Source organism: Streptomyces sp. NPDC025651, from assembly GCF_055558735.1.
Genome location: NZ_JBVHLZ010000014.1, coordinates 143,035 through 158,180 on the forward strand (window position 1 = coordinate 143,035; position 15,146 = coordinate 158,180).

Here is a 15,146-nt window from a genome sequence, read left to right on the forward strand (position 1 = left end):
CCGCTCAGTCGCAGCCGCAGCCGCTGCCCGTCGCCACCGGAAGCGGCTCGGGGGCACCGATCTTCGGCAGCCCGAGCATCACGCCCGCGGGCTTGGCGGCCGCCTCGGCGTTCCGCTTCTCCCAGGCGTCGCCCGCGCGCGTGGGGCGCACGTTCAGGACGGCGCCCTCGGCGAGCAGGTGGTGCGGCGCCGCGTAGGTGATCTCGACCGTCACGACGTCACCGGGGCGCACCTCGGTGTCCGGCTTGGTGAAGTGGACCAGGCGGTTGTCGGGGGCGCGGCCGGAGAGCCGGTGCGTGGCGCCGTCCTTGCGGCCCTCGCCCTCGGCCACCATCAGCTCCAGGGTGCGGCCGACCTGCTTCTTGTTCTCCTCCCAGGAGATCTCCTCCTGGAGGGCGACCAGACGCTCGTAGCGCGACTGGACGACCTCCTTGGGGATCTGCCCCTCCATGGTCGCGGCCGGGGTCCCGGGGCGCTTGGAGTACTGGAAGGTGAAGGCGTTGGCGAAGCGGGCCTCGCGGACCACGTGCATCGTCTGTTCGAAGTCCTCCTCGGTCTCGCCGGGGAAGCCCACGATGATGTCGGTGGAGATCGCCGCGTCCGGCATGGCGGCGCGGACCTTCTCGATGATCCCCAGGAAGCGCTCCTGGCGGTACGAGCGGCGCATCGCCTTGAGGACGGGGTCCGAGCCGGACTGCAGCGGCATGTGGAGCTGCGGCATCACGTTCGGCGTCTCGGCCATGGCGGCGATCACGTCGTCCGTGAAGTCGCGCGGGTGCGGGGAGGTGAAGCGGACGCGCTCCAGGCCCTCGATCTGCCCGCAGGCGCGCAGGAGCTTGCTGAAGGCCTCGCGGTCGCCGATGTCCGAGCCGTACGCGTTGACGTTCTGCCCGAGGAGGGTGATCTCGGAGACGCCCTCGCCGACGAGCGCCTCGATCTCCGCGAGGATGTCGCCGGTCCTGCGGTCCTTCTCCTTGCCGCGCAGCGCGGGCACGATGCAGAAGGTGCAGGTGTTGTTGCAGCCGACGGAGATCGAGACCCACGCGGCGTACGCGCTCTCGCGGCGGGTCGGCAGCGTCGAGGGGAAGGCCTCGAGCGACTCGGCGATCTCGACCTGCGCCTCTTCCTGGACGCGGGCGCGCTCCAGGAGGACCGGCAGCTTGCCGATGTTGTGCGTGCCGAAGACGACGTCCACCCAGGGCGCCTTCTTGACGATGGTGTCGCGGTCCTTCTGGGCCAGGCAGCCGCCGACGGCGATCTGCATCCCGGGACGCTTGGTCTTCATCGGCGCCAGGCGGCCGAGATTGCCGTACAGACGGTTGTCGGCGTTCTCGCGCACGGCGCACGTATTGAAGACGACGACGTCGGCATCGCCGTCCGCCCCTTCGGGCGCACGCACGTAGCCGGCGTCCTCCAGCAGCCCGGAGAGCCGCTCGGAGTCATGGACGTTCATCTGGCACCCGTAGGTGCGCACCTCGTAAGTCTTCGCGCTCATCTCGCCCACCAGGGTACGGGGTCGCCACGCGCGCGTGCCCGCGGATTCGGACCGGGGCTCCCGGGGCCGGCCACCGGAACCGCACAGTGTGACCTCACCCCTGGTCAGCACGGTGAGTGGCCTGGCAGGATCGCGCGCATGTTCCAGGCACTCCCCCACATCAGCAGGCGCCGCGCCCTGCAGGGCTCCGCCGCGGCGCTCGTGGTGTTCGGGCTGTTGCTGTGGTGGCTGCTGCCCGTGGGCGAGAGCAGTCCGAGCGGCTCGATGACGTTCAGTACGGGCGTGAAGAACGGCGTGTACGAGCGGTACGGCAAGCTCCTGCGGACGGCGATCTCGCAGGACATGCCGAAGGTGGACGTGGAGCTCCAGAACAGCGAGGGGTCGCAGCAGAACGTCGAGCGGGTGGCCACGGGCCAGTCCGACTTCACCATCGCGGCCGCCGACGCGGTCGAGACGTACCGCCTGAACGGCGCCCGGGGCTGGGAGCGCCTGCAGGGCTGCGTAAGGCTCTACGACGACTACGTACAGCTCGTGGTGCCCCGGGACTCGGACATCGATTCCGTCGACGATCTGCGGGGCAAGCGCGTCGCGGTGGGGCAGGACCGCTCGGGCGTGCGGCTGATAGCGGACCGGGTCCTCGACGCCGCGGGGCTCGACCCGGCCACGGACATCGAGCAGGTGTCCGCCGGGATCGACACCATGCCGAGCCTGCTCGAGAAGCACGACATCGATGCCTTCTTCTGGTCGGGCGGGCTGCCGACCACCTCCGTGCGCGAGCTCTCCGAGAGGATGGACATCGAACTCGTGGATCTCGGTGGCCTCGTGGAGGCGCTCCACAAGCAGGGCGGCGCCTCGCGCTACTACCGGGCCGCGACGATGCCCGCCGACGCCTATCCCGCGGCCCAGCGGGGCTCGGCCGTGCCGACTCTGGCGGTGGCCAACCTCCTGGTGACCACCGACCGGGCCGACCCCGAGCTGGCCTCGGGGCTGACGCGGGCCGTCATCGACAGCCGCGACCACATAGGCGATCAGGTGCACGCGGCGCAGCTGGTGGACCTGCGCACCGCCCTCTACACCGACCCGCTCCAGCTGCATGTGGGTGCCCGCAGCTACTACCGCTCGGTCAAGCCCTGATCCGCTCGGTCAAGCCCTGATCCGCTCGGTCGAGCCCTGACCGTGCCGCCGGTCCCGTCAGGACGCGGCGGCGGGCTCGCTGCGGGGCACGCTGACCGTCACCTTCAGTCCGTGCGGTTCATGGCGGGCGTACGCGATGGAGCCGCCGCCCGCCGCGAGCAGGGCCCGCGAGATGGACAGGCCGAGGCCCGACCCCTTCACGTTCTGGTGGCGGTTGCTGCGCCAGAAGCGGTCGCCGACGCGGGCCAGCTCGTCCTCGGTGAGTCCGGGGCCGCCGTCGGTGACCACGACGGTCGTCGTCGAGTCGACGGAGGAGACCCGCACCTGGACCTGCTCTCCCTCGGGCGTGAACTTCAGGGCGTTGTCGATCACCGCGTCCAGCGCGCTGGAGAGGGCGACCGGGTCGGCCCAGCCGGTGGTCGCCGGGCACTGGGCCGTCAGCCGCACACCCCGTTCGTCGGCGAGCGGACGCCAGGCGGCGACGCGTTCGGCGGCGAGCTCGCCGATGTCGGTGAGGCTCAGGTCGGCGGCCGCGTGCTCGGCGAGCGCCAGGTCGAGCAGGTCGTCGAGGACCTGGGCCAGGCGCTTGCCCTCGGTGCGGACCGAGGCGATCTCCTCGTTGCCCTCGGGCAGTTCGAGGGCGAGCAGCTCGATGCGGAGCAGCAGGGCGGAGAGGGGGTTGCGCAGCTGGTGCGAGGCGTCGGCCACGAAGGCGCGCTGCTGTTCGAGGACGTCCTGGACGTTGTCCGCCATCTCGTTGAACGACCGGGCGAGGCGCCTGAGTTCCGGCGGTCCGCCCGCGGCCGCGACACGGGACTTGAGGCGTCCGGTCGCGATGTCGTGCGTGGTCGCGTCCAGGACGCGCACAGGGCGCAGCACCCAGCCGGTGAGCCGCAGGGCCGCGCCGACCGCCAGGAGCATGGCCGCCGATTCGCCCGCGGCGATGAGCAGCCAGCCCTGCAGCGTCTTCGAACGCATGCGCCCGGTCGGTGAGTCGGTGACGACGACGGCGATGACGTCACCGTCCCTGATCACGGGCGACGCGACGGCCAGCCGCCCCCGCTGCCACGGCCACACCTGTTCGGGGTCGTGGCTGCCGCGGGAGCGGAGTGCCTCTTCGAAGGCGCCCCGTATGTCTCCGGTCCTGGGCAGGTACCAGTTGGCCGGGGCATGGGCCATGGGGCCGTCGTCGCGGTAGAAGACGCCCGCCCTGATGCCGTAGACGTCGTAGTAGTCGTCGAGTTCCTTCTGGAGTGTGTCGCGGCGTTCGTCCGTGTTTCCCACCACCCGTGATCCGGTGGGACGTTCCGTGACGAACTGCGCGAGCGACGCGAAGCGCGCCGTGTCGTCGATCCGGTCGACGACGACCTTCTGCTGCTGTGCCGCGGCGACGCTGACGGCGAGCGGGAACCCGAGCGCGAGCAGTACGCCCGCCATGAGGACGATCAGCAGCGGGAGGAGGCGAGAGCGCACCTGTCCTCGCCGCGGCTATGCGGCCGGGGCGACGAGGCGGTAGCCGACGCCGCGCACGGTCTCGATCAGGGCCGGCATGTGCAGCTTCGAGCGCAGGGACGCCACGTGCACTTCGAGCGTGCGCCCCGTCCCTTCCCAACTGGTGCGCCACACCTCGCTGATGATCTGCTCCCTGCGGAACACCACTCCGGGGCGCTGGGCGAGGAGCGCGAGCAAGTCGAACTCCTTGCGGGTCAGTTGGACGACCGAACCGTCCACACTGACCTGCCGGGTGGGCAGTTCGATGTGCACGGAACCGAGCCGCAGCTCGCTGTCGCCGGGCGCGACGGCACCGCCGGGCGTGGGGCGCCGGATGACGGCGTGGATACGGGCGATGAGTTCCCCGGTGTCGTACGGCTTCACTACGTAGTCATCGGCACCGAGGTTGAGGCCGTGGATGCGGGAGCGCACGTCCGAACGGGCCGTCACCATGATCACCGGGATCGAGCCGCGCTTGCGGATCTTGCCGCAGACCTCGTAGCCGTCCTGGTCGGGCAGGCCCAGGTCGAGGAGCACCACTCCGAAGGGGGGCGTTTCCGCGGGCAGCAGTGCCTGCAACGCCTCTTCGCCGCTGCGGGCGTGCACGACGTCGAAGCCGTGCCGGGCCAGGACCGCGGACAGGGCGGCGGCCACATGATCGTCGTCCTCGACGAGAAGCAGTCTCATACGGGCCCCCTCCAGTTCATCCGTCGTTCCGTCGTGGCCGGTAGTCGCGCGTGCGCACCAAGGCATCCACGCCGATGGATAAGGACCGCGTCAAGAGGGTTCGGGGCGCAAGCACGTTCCGTTACCCAGCCGGTACGCGCCCCCTGGACCCTCTTCACACGGAGTGTCCGGTTGCGGCCGGATCGTTATGCTCAATTTCCCCTCAGATGTAATGACGCTGGTCGCACTGGGTTATTACTGTCCTCCCAACCGAGGAGGATGGAGCAACAAGCCGTGACCGAAGTATCGGTGACCAAGGACGCCATACCGCCCGGGGCGGACGACCTGGTCGTGCTGAAGAACGTCAACAAGCACTTCGGCGCTCTGCACGTCCTCCAGGACATCGACCTGACCATCGCCCGCGGCGAGGTCGTCGTCGTGATCGGCCCCTCCGGGTCCGGCAAGTCGACCCTGTGCCGTGCCATCAACCGCCTGGAGACGATCGATTCGGGAGACATCTCGATCGACGGCAAGCCCCTGCCCCAGGAGGGCAAGGAACTCGCCCGCCTCCGGGCGGACGTGGGCATGGTCTTCCAGTCCTTCAACCTTTTCGCGCACAAGACCGTGCTCGAGAACGTGACGCTGGGCCAGACCAAGGTGCGCAAGATCGGCAAGGCCGAGGCCGAGCAGAAGGCTCGCGGGCTGCTGGACCGCGTGGGCGTCGCCTCGCAGGCCGACAAGTACCCCGCACAGCTCTCCGGCGGTCAGCAGCAACGCGTCGCGATCGCGCGGGCGTTGGCGATGGACCCGAAGGTGATGCTCTTCGACGAGCCCACGTCGGCGCTCGACCCGGAGATGATCAACGAGGTCCTCGAGGTGATGCAGCAGCTCGCCCGGGACGGCATGACGATGGTCGTGGTCACGCACGAGATGGGCTTCGCCCGCTCCGCGGCCAACCGCGTCGTGTTCATGGCGGACGGCCGGATCGTCGAAGAGGCCGTGCCGGACCAGTTCTTCAACAACCCGCGCAGCGAACGGGCCAAGGACTTCCTGTCGAAGATCCTTAAACACTGAGGCTCACACGCCGTCTCAACTCCAGTCGAAACAAAGGATGTTCACCATGAAGCTCCGCAAGTCCGTTGCCGCCGCGGCGGCCGTCGCCGCGCTGTCCCTGGTCGCCACCGCCTGCGGAGGCAAGGAAGGGTCGGCCGGCGACAAGCCGGAGGGTCCGGACGACAAGGACACCAAGGCCCTCAGCTACACGGTCAAGAAGGACGTCTCGGTCGACTCGTCGGTCTTCAAGGACGCCAAGAAGCGCGGCAAGCTGGTCATCGGCGCCAAGGCCGACCAGCCGTACCTGGGCTTCCAGGACCAGTCGACCAAGGAGTACTCCGGCTTCGACATCGAGATCGCCAAGATGATCGCGGCGGACCTCGGCTTCTCGGCGAAGCAGATCGAGTGGAAGACGATCGACTCCGGCGCGCGCGAGACCGCGGTCTCCAAGGGCGACGTCGACCTGATGATCGGCACGTACACGATCAACGACGAGCGCAAGAAGCAGATCGACTTCGCCGGCCCGTACTACCACGCCGGTGCCTCCCTGCTGGTCCGCAAGGACGAGAAGGACATCAAGGGCCCGGAGACCGTCCGCGGCAAGAAGGTCTGTTCCATCGTCGGCTCGACGCCGCTGCAGAACATCAAGAAGCCGAAGTACGGCGCCAAGGTGACCGAGCTGTCCAAGTACTCCGAGTGCGTGGCGCAGATGCTGAACAACCAGGTCGACGCCGTCACCACCGACGACGCCATCCTGATGGGCTACGCGGCGCAGAACCCGAAGAAGCTCAAGGTCGTCGGCAAACCCTTCTCCGACGAGCCCTACGGCGTCGGCCTGAAGAAGGGTGACGCCGCCCTGCAGAAGGCCGTCGCGGACGCCATCAAGGCGCACCAGGAGAACGGCGACTACAGGAAGGCGTTCGACGCCACGATCGGCAAGTCCGGCTCCGAGTACAAGGACCCGCCGGCCTTCACCGACCCCAAGTGACCTCACGCGCCCCGCTTCGTACGGTCTGAACGTCCGTGCGGGGCGGGGCATCGTGTGAGCACATCGCCGCCCGACCGCCCTCTCGCGGAGAATTCATGAACGTACTGACCGACAACCTGTCGCTGTTCCGCGAGGGGTTCATCGGCACCGTGGAGCTGACCCTGGTCAGCGGGGTCATCGCCATGGTGCTCGGCGTGATCATCGCCGCCTTCCGGGTCTCCCCGGTCCCGCCGCTGCGCATATTCGGCACCCTGTGGGTGAACATCCTCAGGAACACCCCGCTCACCCTGCTGTTCCTGATCGCCTTCTTCGTCCTGCCGAAGATCCTCTTCCCGGAGATGGACTCCTTCGTGCTGGGCGTCGTGGCCCTCGGCTTCTACACCTCGTCCTTCGTGGCCGAGGCCATCCGCTCCGGCATCAACACCGTGCCGATGGGCCAGGCCGAGGCCGCCCGGGCGATCGGCATGAGCTTCACGCAGGTCATGCGGGTCGTGGTGCTCCCCCAGGCCACTCGCGCGGTCATCGCCCCGATGGGCTCGATCTTCATCGCGCTGACCAAGAACTCGGCGATCGCGGGCGGCTTCGACAACGTCGACCTGTTCAACATCACCAAGACGCTCAGCAATGAGGGCTACGACATCACGATGATCTTCGTCTGGATCACCGTCGCCTACTTGATCATCACGTACGCCATCAATGGCGCCTTCCGGCTGCTGGAGCACCGAATGGAGGTCGCCCGATGAGTGCCAGCGTTCTCTTCGACGCGCCGGGCCCCAAGGCCAAGGTCCGCAACGTCATCTACTCGGTCGTCGGCACCGCGGCGCTCATCGGCCTGATCGTCTGGGTCGTGCTGCGGCTCAACGAGAAGGGCGAGTTCGAGGGCGCCCTGTGGGACATCTTCAACTACTCGGGCATCCGCCAGAACATCTTCGACGCGCTCCTCGCGACGCTGAAGGCGTTCGTCCTCGCCGGCGTCTTCTCCCTGGCCTTCGCGGTCGTCCTGTGCGTCGGCAGGCTCTCCGACCACCGCCCGATCCGCTGGGTCTCGGTCGTCTTCATCGACCTCTTCCGGTCGATCCCCCTGCTGATCACGATCTTCGCCCTGTGGGTCGGCATCCTCGGCGACATCACCCCGCTGTGGGCGCTGGTCCTCGGCCTGACCATCTACAACGGCTGCGTCCAGGCCGAGGTGCTGCGCGCGGGCATCAACGCCGTACCCAAGGGGCAGAAGGAAGCGGCCTACGCCCTGGGCCTGAGCAAGACCCAGGTCATGACCAGCGTCCTCTTCCCGCAGGCCGTGCGGTCGATGCTGCCGACGATCATCAGCCAGCTCGTGGTGACCCTCAAGGACACCTCGCTCGGCTTCATGATCCTCTACCCCGAGCTCCTGTACTCGGCACGGCTGATCGCCAACAACACCCCGGTGAACGGCACGTACCCGTTCGTCCAGACGGTCACCGTCTTCGGTGTCATCTACATCTCGCTCTGCCTCGCGCTCTCCTCGCTCGCCACCTGGATCGAGAAGCGCGGCAGGCGCACCAAGACCGGCATCGTGGTGGCCGCCGCCGCCGAGCCCGCAGAGGCCCCGGGCGTGCTCGACGCGGCCACGCCGCTCGGCCCGACGGTCGCCGCGGAGCCCGCCGAGCCCACCGGCCCCGGCGAGCCGGCCGACGGCGACCGCCCCGACGGCGACGCCGGCGGCCAGGTTGGAAAGTCCAACTGACGGACTTCCTGCGCTGACGTGGGGGACGGCCCCGATGCCGTCCCCCACACGCATTTTCTGGTGAACGCCACCGCCATCGTCACTTGACGCAAGCACCGGCAATGGGTTGCATACGTTCTGTGATCGTGCACCGGGCTCCAACTGCCAGTTCCTGTACGTACGTCCAGCGCTTCCGGGCAGTCCGGACCCTCGGAGACCGCCAGGGCGGAGGGTGTGCGCCGTGGACCCGGTGATCGTCGTCGGCGCGGGCCCCGTGGGCCTCGCGCTCGCCCTCGCGCTCGCCCGCCACTCGGTGCCCACCGTCGTCCTCGACGAAGGACCCGGCAAGGACGACCAGCGACCCGCCCGGACCGTCGTGCTCCGGGAGGACACCGCGGCGTTCGTGGAGCGGCTCGCGGGTCACTCGTTCGGGGACTCGGAGTCGGGCGCGCGGTGGACCAGTTGGCGCTCCTTGCGGCGCAAGCAGCTGATGCGGGAGCTCACCTTCGGGGACGAGGCCCCCGCCCCGCTCCATCTGCCCCAGCACGTGCTGACCGGTGCGCTGCGCGACGCCATCGCCGACGAGCGGCTCGTCAAGGTCGCGGTCGAGAGCAAGCTCGACTCCCTGGAGCAGGACGCCTCCGGGCTGACGGCCCACACGCGCGGTCCCAAGGACACGTGGTGGCGTGGCAGTTACCTGGTCGGCTGCGACGGGCCGCGCTCGACCGTACGCAAGCTGCTCGACATCCGCTTCCCCGGGCGCACGGCCGTCGAGCGACACGCCGTGGCCGCGCTGCGCGCGGAACTTCCATGGCAGGGCGAAGCGTTGCTGCATCGGATGCCTCCGTGGCGCGGCGGAGGCGCCGAGGTGACGGGCCGTCCGCTCGCCGGCGGGGTGTGGCGGCTCGACTGGCTGCTCCCACCGCGCGGCGAGCTGGTCACGCCCGACGCGCTCGTCGTCCGCATCCGGGAGACCCTCGCGGGCTGGTGCGGGGGCGCCACACCGCCGTACGAACTGCTCGACACGGGCGTGCACACCGTCCACCACCGCCTCGCCCGCCGGTGGCGGGTCGGCCGTGCCTTCCTCGCGGGGGACGCCGCGCATCTGCTCGGCGCGCTCGGCACACAAGGGCTCGACGAGGGGTTGCGGGACGCCGACAACCTCGCGTGGAAGCTGGCGCTCGCCTGGCACCACGGCGCGCGCGAATCGCTGCTCGACAGCTATCAGGCCGAGCGGCGCGCAAGCGTGGCCGCACGCCTGCGCGCCGCCGACCAGTCGCTGCCGATACTGCGCGGCGGCAAAGGCCTGCGCTCGTACGTGCCGGGGGCCGCGCGCGGCCACGACACGCTCCTCACGGACGGCCACGTGGGGCGCGGGCCGCTCGGTGCGCCCTCGTCGTACGCCGACTCGCCGCTGGCGGCCGCGCCGTCCGAGTCCGAGGTGGCAGTCGGCACACAGCCCGGCGCGCCGGTCGCCGACGTGCAGGTGACCGCGCCCGACGGCTCCTTCGTCCAGCTGCGGGACCGGCTCGGGCTCGGGCAGCTGCTCGTCGTCCTCGTCGCGCCCGGCACCGTGGTGTGGGAGAGGCGGCACTGGGTGACGGCCGGGATCATGCCGCGGCTCGCCGCCGCCGTCACCGCGCTGCCGCACGCCGCCGAGCTGCTCGTCGCGGAGAGCTACCCCGGGGCCGCCGCCCACTCCGTCCTCCTCGTACGCCCCGACGGCCACCTGGTGACCTCGCTGTCCGGGGTGCGCCCCGCCGAGCTGTACGCGGCCGCCGAGGCGGCGCTGGGCGGCCCGGCGCGGACGGAGCGCGAGGACGGGGCGGGGCGGCCGGACCGGGTGGGCGCGGAGGAGAGCCCGGCGGAGGCGAAGTAGGGCGGTCGGCGGCCCCCTGCGGGGCCGGACCGTCCAACCGCGAACAGAGCCGGAGTTGACCGACCTCCACCTCCATGGTCTACTCCGGATCGTGACCGACACCGATGTGCGCCTGTGGCGGAGGGTCCACATGGACCTCGTCCGCTACGCGGGCTGCGTGTGTCACCCGTCCTGCTGAATTCGCTCTTCTTTCCCCGCGCGCTGAGCACCGGTTCCCGGACGTCTCGCGCGCCCTTCCGCGAACCCTCAGGACGGTCACCGTGTCTGCTTCCGCCCCTTCCTCCGCCGCGTCCTCGCGCACCGCGGCGCCCACCGCCGCCGAACTCCTCGACTTCGTCCGCCGCAGCGCGGCCGACCCCGAGCTCATCGCCTCCCTGCCGCTGGACCCCGAGGGCCGCACCTGGGTGCGCCTGGAAGGTCCCGGGGGCAGTGAGGCCTGGCTGATCGGCTGGCCGCCCGGCACCGGCACCGGCTGGCACGACCACGCGGAGTCGGTCGGCGCCTTCCTCACCGCGAAAGGCACCCTCAAGGAGAACTCGCTCGCGGTGCGCCTGCCCACCGACGGCTGGAAGACCCTGGAGCTCTCCGAAGACGTCGACCGCGAACGGGAGTTGACGGCCGGCGAGGGCCGCGCATTCGGCCGCAACCACGTGCACGAGGTGCTGAACGAGTCCACCGCCGAACACGCCGTCTCCGTGCACGCCTACTACCCGCCCCTGCCGCGGATCCGCCGCTACAGCCGCACCGGAGAGGTGCTGCGCCTGGAGTCCGTGGAGCGTCCGGAGGACTGGCAGTGAGCGATCAGATCGCCGAAACCGCAGGTGAACAACCCGTCGGCATCGACGAGTTGCTCGAACGCGTACGGCTCGACCTCGACCGTCTGAGCCCCCAGGAGGCGTACGAGACCGCCGAAGGCGGAGGCCTGCTGGTCGACATCCGTTACGCGGCGCTGCGGGATCGCGACGGGCTGATCCCCGGCGCCTTGGTCGTCGAGCGCAACGAACTGGAGTGGCGCCTCGATCCCCAGGGCAGCCACCGCGCCGCGGAGGCCACCGGCCACGATCTGCGGGTCGTCGTGGTCTGCAACGAGGGCTACGCCTCCAGTCTCGCGGCCGTATCCCTGCGGCAGTTGGGGCTGCGTCACGCGACCGACCTCGTCGGCGGGTTCCAGGCGTGGCGGGCGGCGGGGCTTCCGGTGATGGCCGCCGAGGGGTGAGCACGCACGCGTGGATGCCCCTTACCGGCCCTCGACACGACTCGGTAAGGGGCACCTCCCCTTGCGTACTGCCCCTTACTCCTTGACCGTTGCCACCGCGACCGGAAGCGGCCTGAGGGCGGCGCGGCCCGGCAGCGCGGTCGCGACCAGGGCGAGCAGTCCTGCGACGGCGACCACGGAGACGTACACCAGGGGAACGACCGTCGGCGCCGCGCTGCCCGTCATTCCCACGCTGAAGGCGGTCAGGACGGCCAGCGCCACCCCGCTGCCCAGCGCGGTGCCGATGAGCAGGACCGACAGCGCCTCCGTGCGCAGCATCCGCAGGACCTGGCGGCGCGTGGCTCCGGCGAGGCGCAGCATCGCGAACTCCCGGATGCGCTCGGAGACGGACATCGCGAGCGTGTTGACGACGGCGATGGCGGTGAACGCCAGGACGAGGCCCATCGCGAGGAGGTTCACCTCGGCGTTGGCCTGCTGCCGCTCGGCCTGGAGGCCGTCGACGGCGGCCGGGGTGAGAACGCGTACGCCCGGGAACTTCGCGATGCCTGCCGCGAGTTGTTCATGCGTCCGGTCGCTCTTGACGAGGACCGTGGCGGCGAGCGGGTTGTCGACGTGGCGGGCGACCAGCGCTTGAGCCATGGTCAGATCGCCGAACCCGAGTCCCCGCGCGTACACGGCGCGCACGGTCAACTCGGTCTTCGTGCCGTCTCCCAGGGTGAACTTCAGCGTGCTGCCCGGCTTCAGGCCCATCTGGTCCGCGGCGAGTTCGCTGACGGCGACGCTGTCCTCGTCGAAGCCCTTGAGCGTGCCGGCGGTGACATCCGGGTCCCAGGTCCGGGTGAGGCCTTCCGGAGTGACGCCCTGCGCCGGGTACTTGTCGAGCCCGACGCGCACGGCGGTGCGGACGACCTCGGTGGCGGCCTCGACGCCTTCGGTCGTACGCAGCTTCCGCGCGGCCTCTGCCGGGACACCGGGCCCCTGTGCGGCGAGCACCCAGTCCGCGCGGATGCCGTCACGAGCCTGGGCGCGGGCGGCGTCGTCGAGGGTGGGCTGGACGAAGAGGACGGTGCAGGTCATGCCGGTGAGGAGGGCGAGCGGGGTGACGGCGGCGGCCATCCGGGCCGCGTTGCCGCGCAGATTGGCGTGGGCGAGCCTGCCGCCGGGCCCGGCCAGCAGGAGGGGGCCGCGCAGCAGTGCGGCGGCGGCACGGACGACGAGCGGCCCGAGGAGCGCGACGGCACCGGCGAAGACCACAACGGCCAGGAACGTGACGGGAGTCGACGCCGCCTCGGTGCGCAGCACGCTCAGGACCACGATCAGGACGACGGCCGCGGCGAGCAGCACGAGGCCCGCGACGACTCGGCTCCAGGCGGGCCGGGTCCGCTCGACCCGCGCCTCGGCGAGGGCCTGTGCCGGGCGGATCCTGACGACGCGGCGCCCCGCGACGCGGGCGGCGGCCCAGGCGCCGAGCAGGGTCGCGGCGACGGCGGCCAGCGGCGGGAAGACACTGACGGCGCGTTCGAGGGTGGCGGGCACGGCTCCCGTCGCCACGAACCGGTCGTGCAGCAGCCCGCCGAGCGGGATACCGGCGAGCGCCCCGGCGACACCCGCCGCGGCGCCGACGATCAGCGCCTCGCGGCCGAGAAGCCTGCGGATCTGCTTCGGGGTCGCGGCGACGGCGCGCAGCAGGGCGAGTTCACGGTGGCGCTGCTGGACGGAGAGGGCGAAGGTGCCGACGACCACGAGGACGGCGACGAGAAGGGACGTACCGCCCATCGCTCCGCCCATGCTGACGAGTTCGACGCGCGCGCCCGCCGCGTCGAGGAACTCCACGGGACCGCGGTCGTCACCCGCGCTGACCTGCGCCCGGGTGCCGTCGACGGCGTGCTCCACCGCCTCCTTCAGGTCGGTGACGGCGGTGCCCTCGTCCGGTACGACGCCGAAGGCGGTGACCTTTCCGGGGTGCGCCGCAAGCCGCTCGGCCTCCTCGGCGGAGAAGAACAGCGAGGTCTGATGGGCGAGGGAGCCGCCCTCGGAGGCGGCGACACCGGTGATGCGGTAGCTGCGCGGGCTCTGCGTCGACTGGACGGTGAGGCGGTCGCCGGGCTTCAGCCCCGTGCGGTCGGCGAGGTCGCGGTCGATGACGAGGTCGTCGGCCGCGCGCGGGGCCCTGCCGTCGACGAGGCGGAAGGGCGTGAGGGCGGCTGACGTCCAGGCATGGCCGTACGAGGGCCTGGCGTCGTCCCGGGCGGCCGTGGGCGTCAACGGCTCGGCGAGAAAGGTGAGTTCGGGCAGGACGGCGCGGACTCCGGGGGCCTTCTTGAGCCGGTCCTCGATGTCCTCGGCCGTCAGCCAGGCCCGTTCGGCGATCGGTTTCGCCTTGTGCTTGACCTTCGTCTTGCCCTTCTTGTGCTTGACCGTGGTCCGGTGGACGTTCTGGTCGGCGGAGACGATCACGGGGGCGGCGGCGTAGCGCTCGGTCTTGATCGTGCCGCGCAGGCCGGTCTCCAGGAGCGTGCCGCAGGCCGTGATGAGGGCCGCGGCGCACATCAGCGCGAGGAACGCGCCGAGGAATCCGCCCTTGCGGTCCCTGACCGTCCGCAGTGCGTAGCGCAGCATCATGAGGGCTCGGTCTCTTTTCTGTTGTCGGAGGCGCGGGGTGGTGCGGCCACGGGTGCGGGGAAGGCCAGGAAGCGGGTGAGCACGATGCGGGCGTCGGAGGGCGTCTCGGCGTCGGACCGCTTGTAGCGGTTGAGCAGCGCGATGTACTCCTCGAAGAACGCACGGAGTTCGGGGAGGGTCAGCCGGATCGTGCCGCGCGAGAAGGGGAACGCGTCGGCCCACTCGCCGAGTTCGGGCCCGCTCTGCCGCTGCAGCTGCTCGAAGAGCTCCAGGTCGGCGGCGTACGAGAGGTGGTTGAGCTCGTCCATCACGAGCCGCGTCTCGGGGCTCTGCCTGCTGCGCGGCACAAATCGCCGGTCTCCGGGCACGGCCCGCCACCACCGCTCGCGCCCGTGCCCCGAGCCCTGCGTCTCCTCGACGAATCCGTAGCGGGCGAGCTCGCGAAGGTGGTAGCTGGTGGCCCCGGTATTCAGCCCGAGGGCCCTGGCCAGCGTCGCGGAGGTGGCGGGTCCATGCACGGTGAGGTGCTGCAACATCTGCTGCCGCCTCGGCTGCGCAAGGGCTTTGAGGATGCGGAGGTCAGTCAACTCCTGCGGGGCCGAAGCCGAGGGCACGGCCTGATTCGGGAGTGGCCCCTGGGTCCGAGCCGGGGCCGGGGCCGCCCCTTGGGCCGAGGCTGCTGCCTGAGTCGGAGCCGGGGCTTGACCCGGGGGCGGGCTCGGGGCCTGAGTCGAGGCTGACGCCTGACACGGGGCCCGGGCGGCCTGGACCGAGGCTGACGCCTGAGCCGCGGCCGAGCCCGAGGCCGGGGGCTGCGGCGAAGCCGGAGTCTGGGCCAGGGCCTGAGACGCAGCCTGGGGCTGCGGCGAATTCTTGGCCTGGGCCGGGGTCCGGCCCCGA

Annotated in this window: 14 protein-coding genes; 9 read left to right on the plus strand and 5 right to left on the minus strand. The window is 70.7% G+C overall.

Features of this window, described 5'->3' with window-relative positions:
• Nucleotides 1-4 precede the first annotated feature (4 nt).
• A complete protein-coding gene (miaB, locus tag ACZ4D5_RS37430) occupies nucleotides 5-1,495 on the minus strand; it encodes a tRNA (N6-isopentenyl adenosine(37)-C2)-methylthiotransferase MiaB (RefSeq protein ID WP_362340120.1) in 1,491 nt (496 codons plus the stop codon).
• Between the two features lie 138 nt (nucleotides 1,496-1,633).
• On the opposite strand from miaB, the gene ACZ4D5_RS37435 reads away from it, so the two are divergent.
• Entirely contained in the window at nucleotides 1,634-2,629 is a 996-nt protein-coding gene (locus ACZ4D5_RS37435; RefSeq protein ID WP_467776934.1) for a TAXI family TRAP transporter solute-binding subunit, read from the plus strand.
• A gap of 57 nt (nucleotides 2,630-2,686) precedes the next feature.
• Here ACZ4D5_RS37435 and ACZ4D5_RS37440 read toward each other — a convergent pair whose 3' ends face one another.
• Together ACZ4D5_RS37440 and ACZ4D5_RS37445 are read right to left on the minus strand one after the other, a co-directional pair.
• Nucleotides 2,687-4,102, minus strand: a complete 1,416-nt coding sequence (locus ACZ4D5_RS37440; protein WP_467776935.1) for an ATP-binding protein — start codon at nucleotides 4,100-4,102, stop codon at nucleotides 2,687-2,689.
• A gap of 15 nt (nucleotides 4,103-4,117) precedes the next feature.
• Nucleotides 4,118-4,807, minus strand: a complete 690-nt coding sequence (locus tag ACZ4D5_RS37445; protein WP_467776936.1) for a response regulator transcription factor — start codon at nucleotides 4,805-4,807, stop codon at nucleotides 4,118-4,120.
• Nucleotides 4,808-5,080: 273 nt separating this feature from the next.
• On the opposite strand from ACZ4D5_RS37445, the gene ACZ4D5_RS37450 reads away from it, so the two are divergent.
• From ACZ4D5_RS37450 to ACZ4D5_RS37485, 8 genes are all read left to right on the plus strand, one after another.
• Nucleotides 5,081-5,860 carry an amino acid ABC transporter ATP-binding protein gene (locus ACZ4D5_RS37450; protein ID WP_467776937.1) on the plus strand — a complete coding sequence of 260 codons (780 nt, stop codon included), beginning with the start codon at nucleotides 5,081-5,083 and terminating at the stop codon, nucleotides 5,858-5,860.
• A 46-nt stretch (nucleotides 5,861-5,906) separates the two neighbouring features.
• Complete coding sequence (locus ACZ4D5_RS37455) at nucleotides 5,907-6,827, plus strand: glutamate ABC transporter substrate-binding protein (protein WP_467776938.1); 921 nt, start codon at nucleotides 5,907-5,909, stop codon at nucleotides 6,825-6,827.
• A gap of 95 nt (nucleotides 6,828-6,922) precedes the next feature.
• On the plus strand, nucleotides 6,923-7,570 hold the full coding sequence (locus tag ACZ4D5_RS37460; protein ID WP_467776939.1) for an amino acid ABC transporter permease: 648 nt from the start codon (nucleotides 6,923-6,925) through the stop codon (nucleotides 7,568-7,570).
• Entirely contained in the window at nucleotides 7,567-8,550 is a 984-nt protein-coding gene (locus ACZ4D5_RS37465; RefSeq protein ID WP_467776940.1) for an amino acid ABC transporter permease, read from the plus strand. Before ACZ4D5_RS37460 ends, ACZ4D5_RS37465 begins: the two co-directional genes overlap by 4 nt.
• 220 nt (nucleotides 8,551-8,770) lie before the next feature.
• Entirely contained in the window at nucleotides 8,771-10,408 is a 1,638-nt protein-coding gene (locus ACZ4D5_RS37470; RefSeq protein ID WP_467776941.1) for an FAD-dependent monooxygenase, read from the plus strand.
• 106 nt (nucleotides 10,409-10,514) lie between these two features.
• The gene (locus ACZ4D5_RS37475; protein ID WP_327084869.1) at nucleotides 10,515-10,586 is read left to right on the plus strand and encodes a putative leader peptide; all 72 of its coding nucleotides are present in this window, start codon (nucleotides 10,515-10,517) and stop codon (nucleotides 10,584-10,586) included.
• Between the two features lie 82 nt (nucleotides 10,587-10,668).
• The gene (locus ACZ4D5_RS37480) at nucleotides 10,669-11,205 is read left to right on the plus strand and encodes a cupin domain-containing protein (protein WP_467776942.1); all 537 of its coding nucleotides are present in this window, start codon (nucleotides 10,669-10,671) and stop codon (nucleotides 11,203-11,205) included.
• Nucleotides 11,196-11,624: a rhodanese-like domain-containing protein gene (locus ACZ4D5_RS37485; protein ID WP_467776978.1), complete on the plus strand. Its 429-nt coding sequence runs from the start codon at nucleotides 11,196-11,198 to the stop codon at nucleotides 11,622-11,624. Before ACZ4D5_RS37480 ends, ACZ4D5_RS37485 begins: the two co-directional genes overlap by 10 nt.
• A 75-nt stretch (nucleotides 11,625-11,699) precedes the next feature.
• Here ACZ4D5_RS37485 and ACZ4D5_RS37490 read toward each other — a convergent pair whose 3' ends face one another.
• Both ACZ4D5_RS37490 and ACZ4D5_RS37495 read right to left on the minus strand, forming a co-directional pair.
• Nucleotides 11,700-14,246: an FtsX-like permease family protein gene (locus ACZ4D5_RS37490; RefSeq protein WP_467776943.1), complete on the minus strand. Its 2,547-nt coding sequence runs from the start codon at nucleotides 14,244-14,246 to the stop codon at nucleotides 11,700-11,702.
• Complete coding sequence (locus tag ACZ4D5_RS37495) at nucleotides 14,243-14,860, minus strand: ArsR/SmtB family transcription factor (protein ID WP_467776944.1); 618 nt, start codon at nucleotides 14,858-14,860, stop codon at nucleotides 14,243-14,245. The genes ACZ4D5_RS37490 and ACZ4D5_RS37495 overlap by 4 nt, the downstream gene beginning before the upstream one ends.
• Nucleotides 14,861-15,146 lie beyond the last annotated feature (286 nt).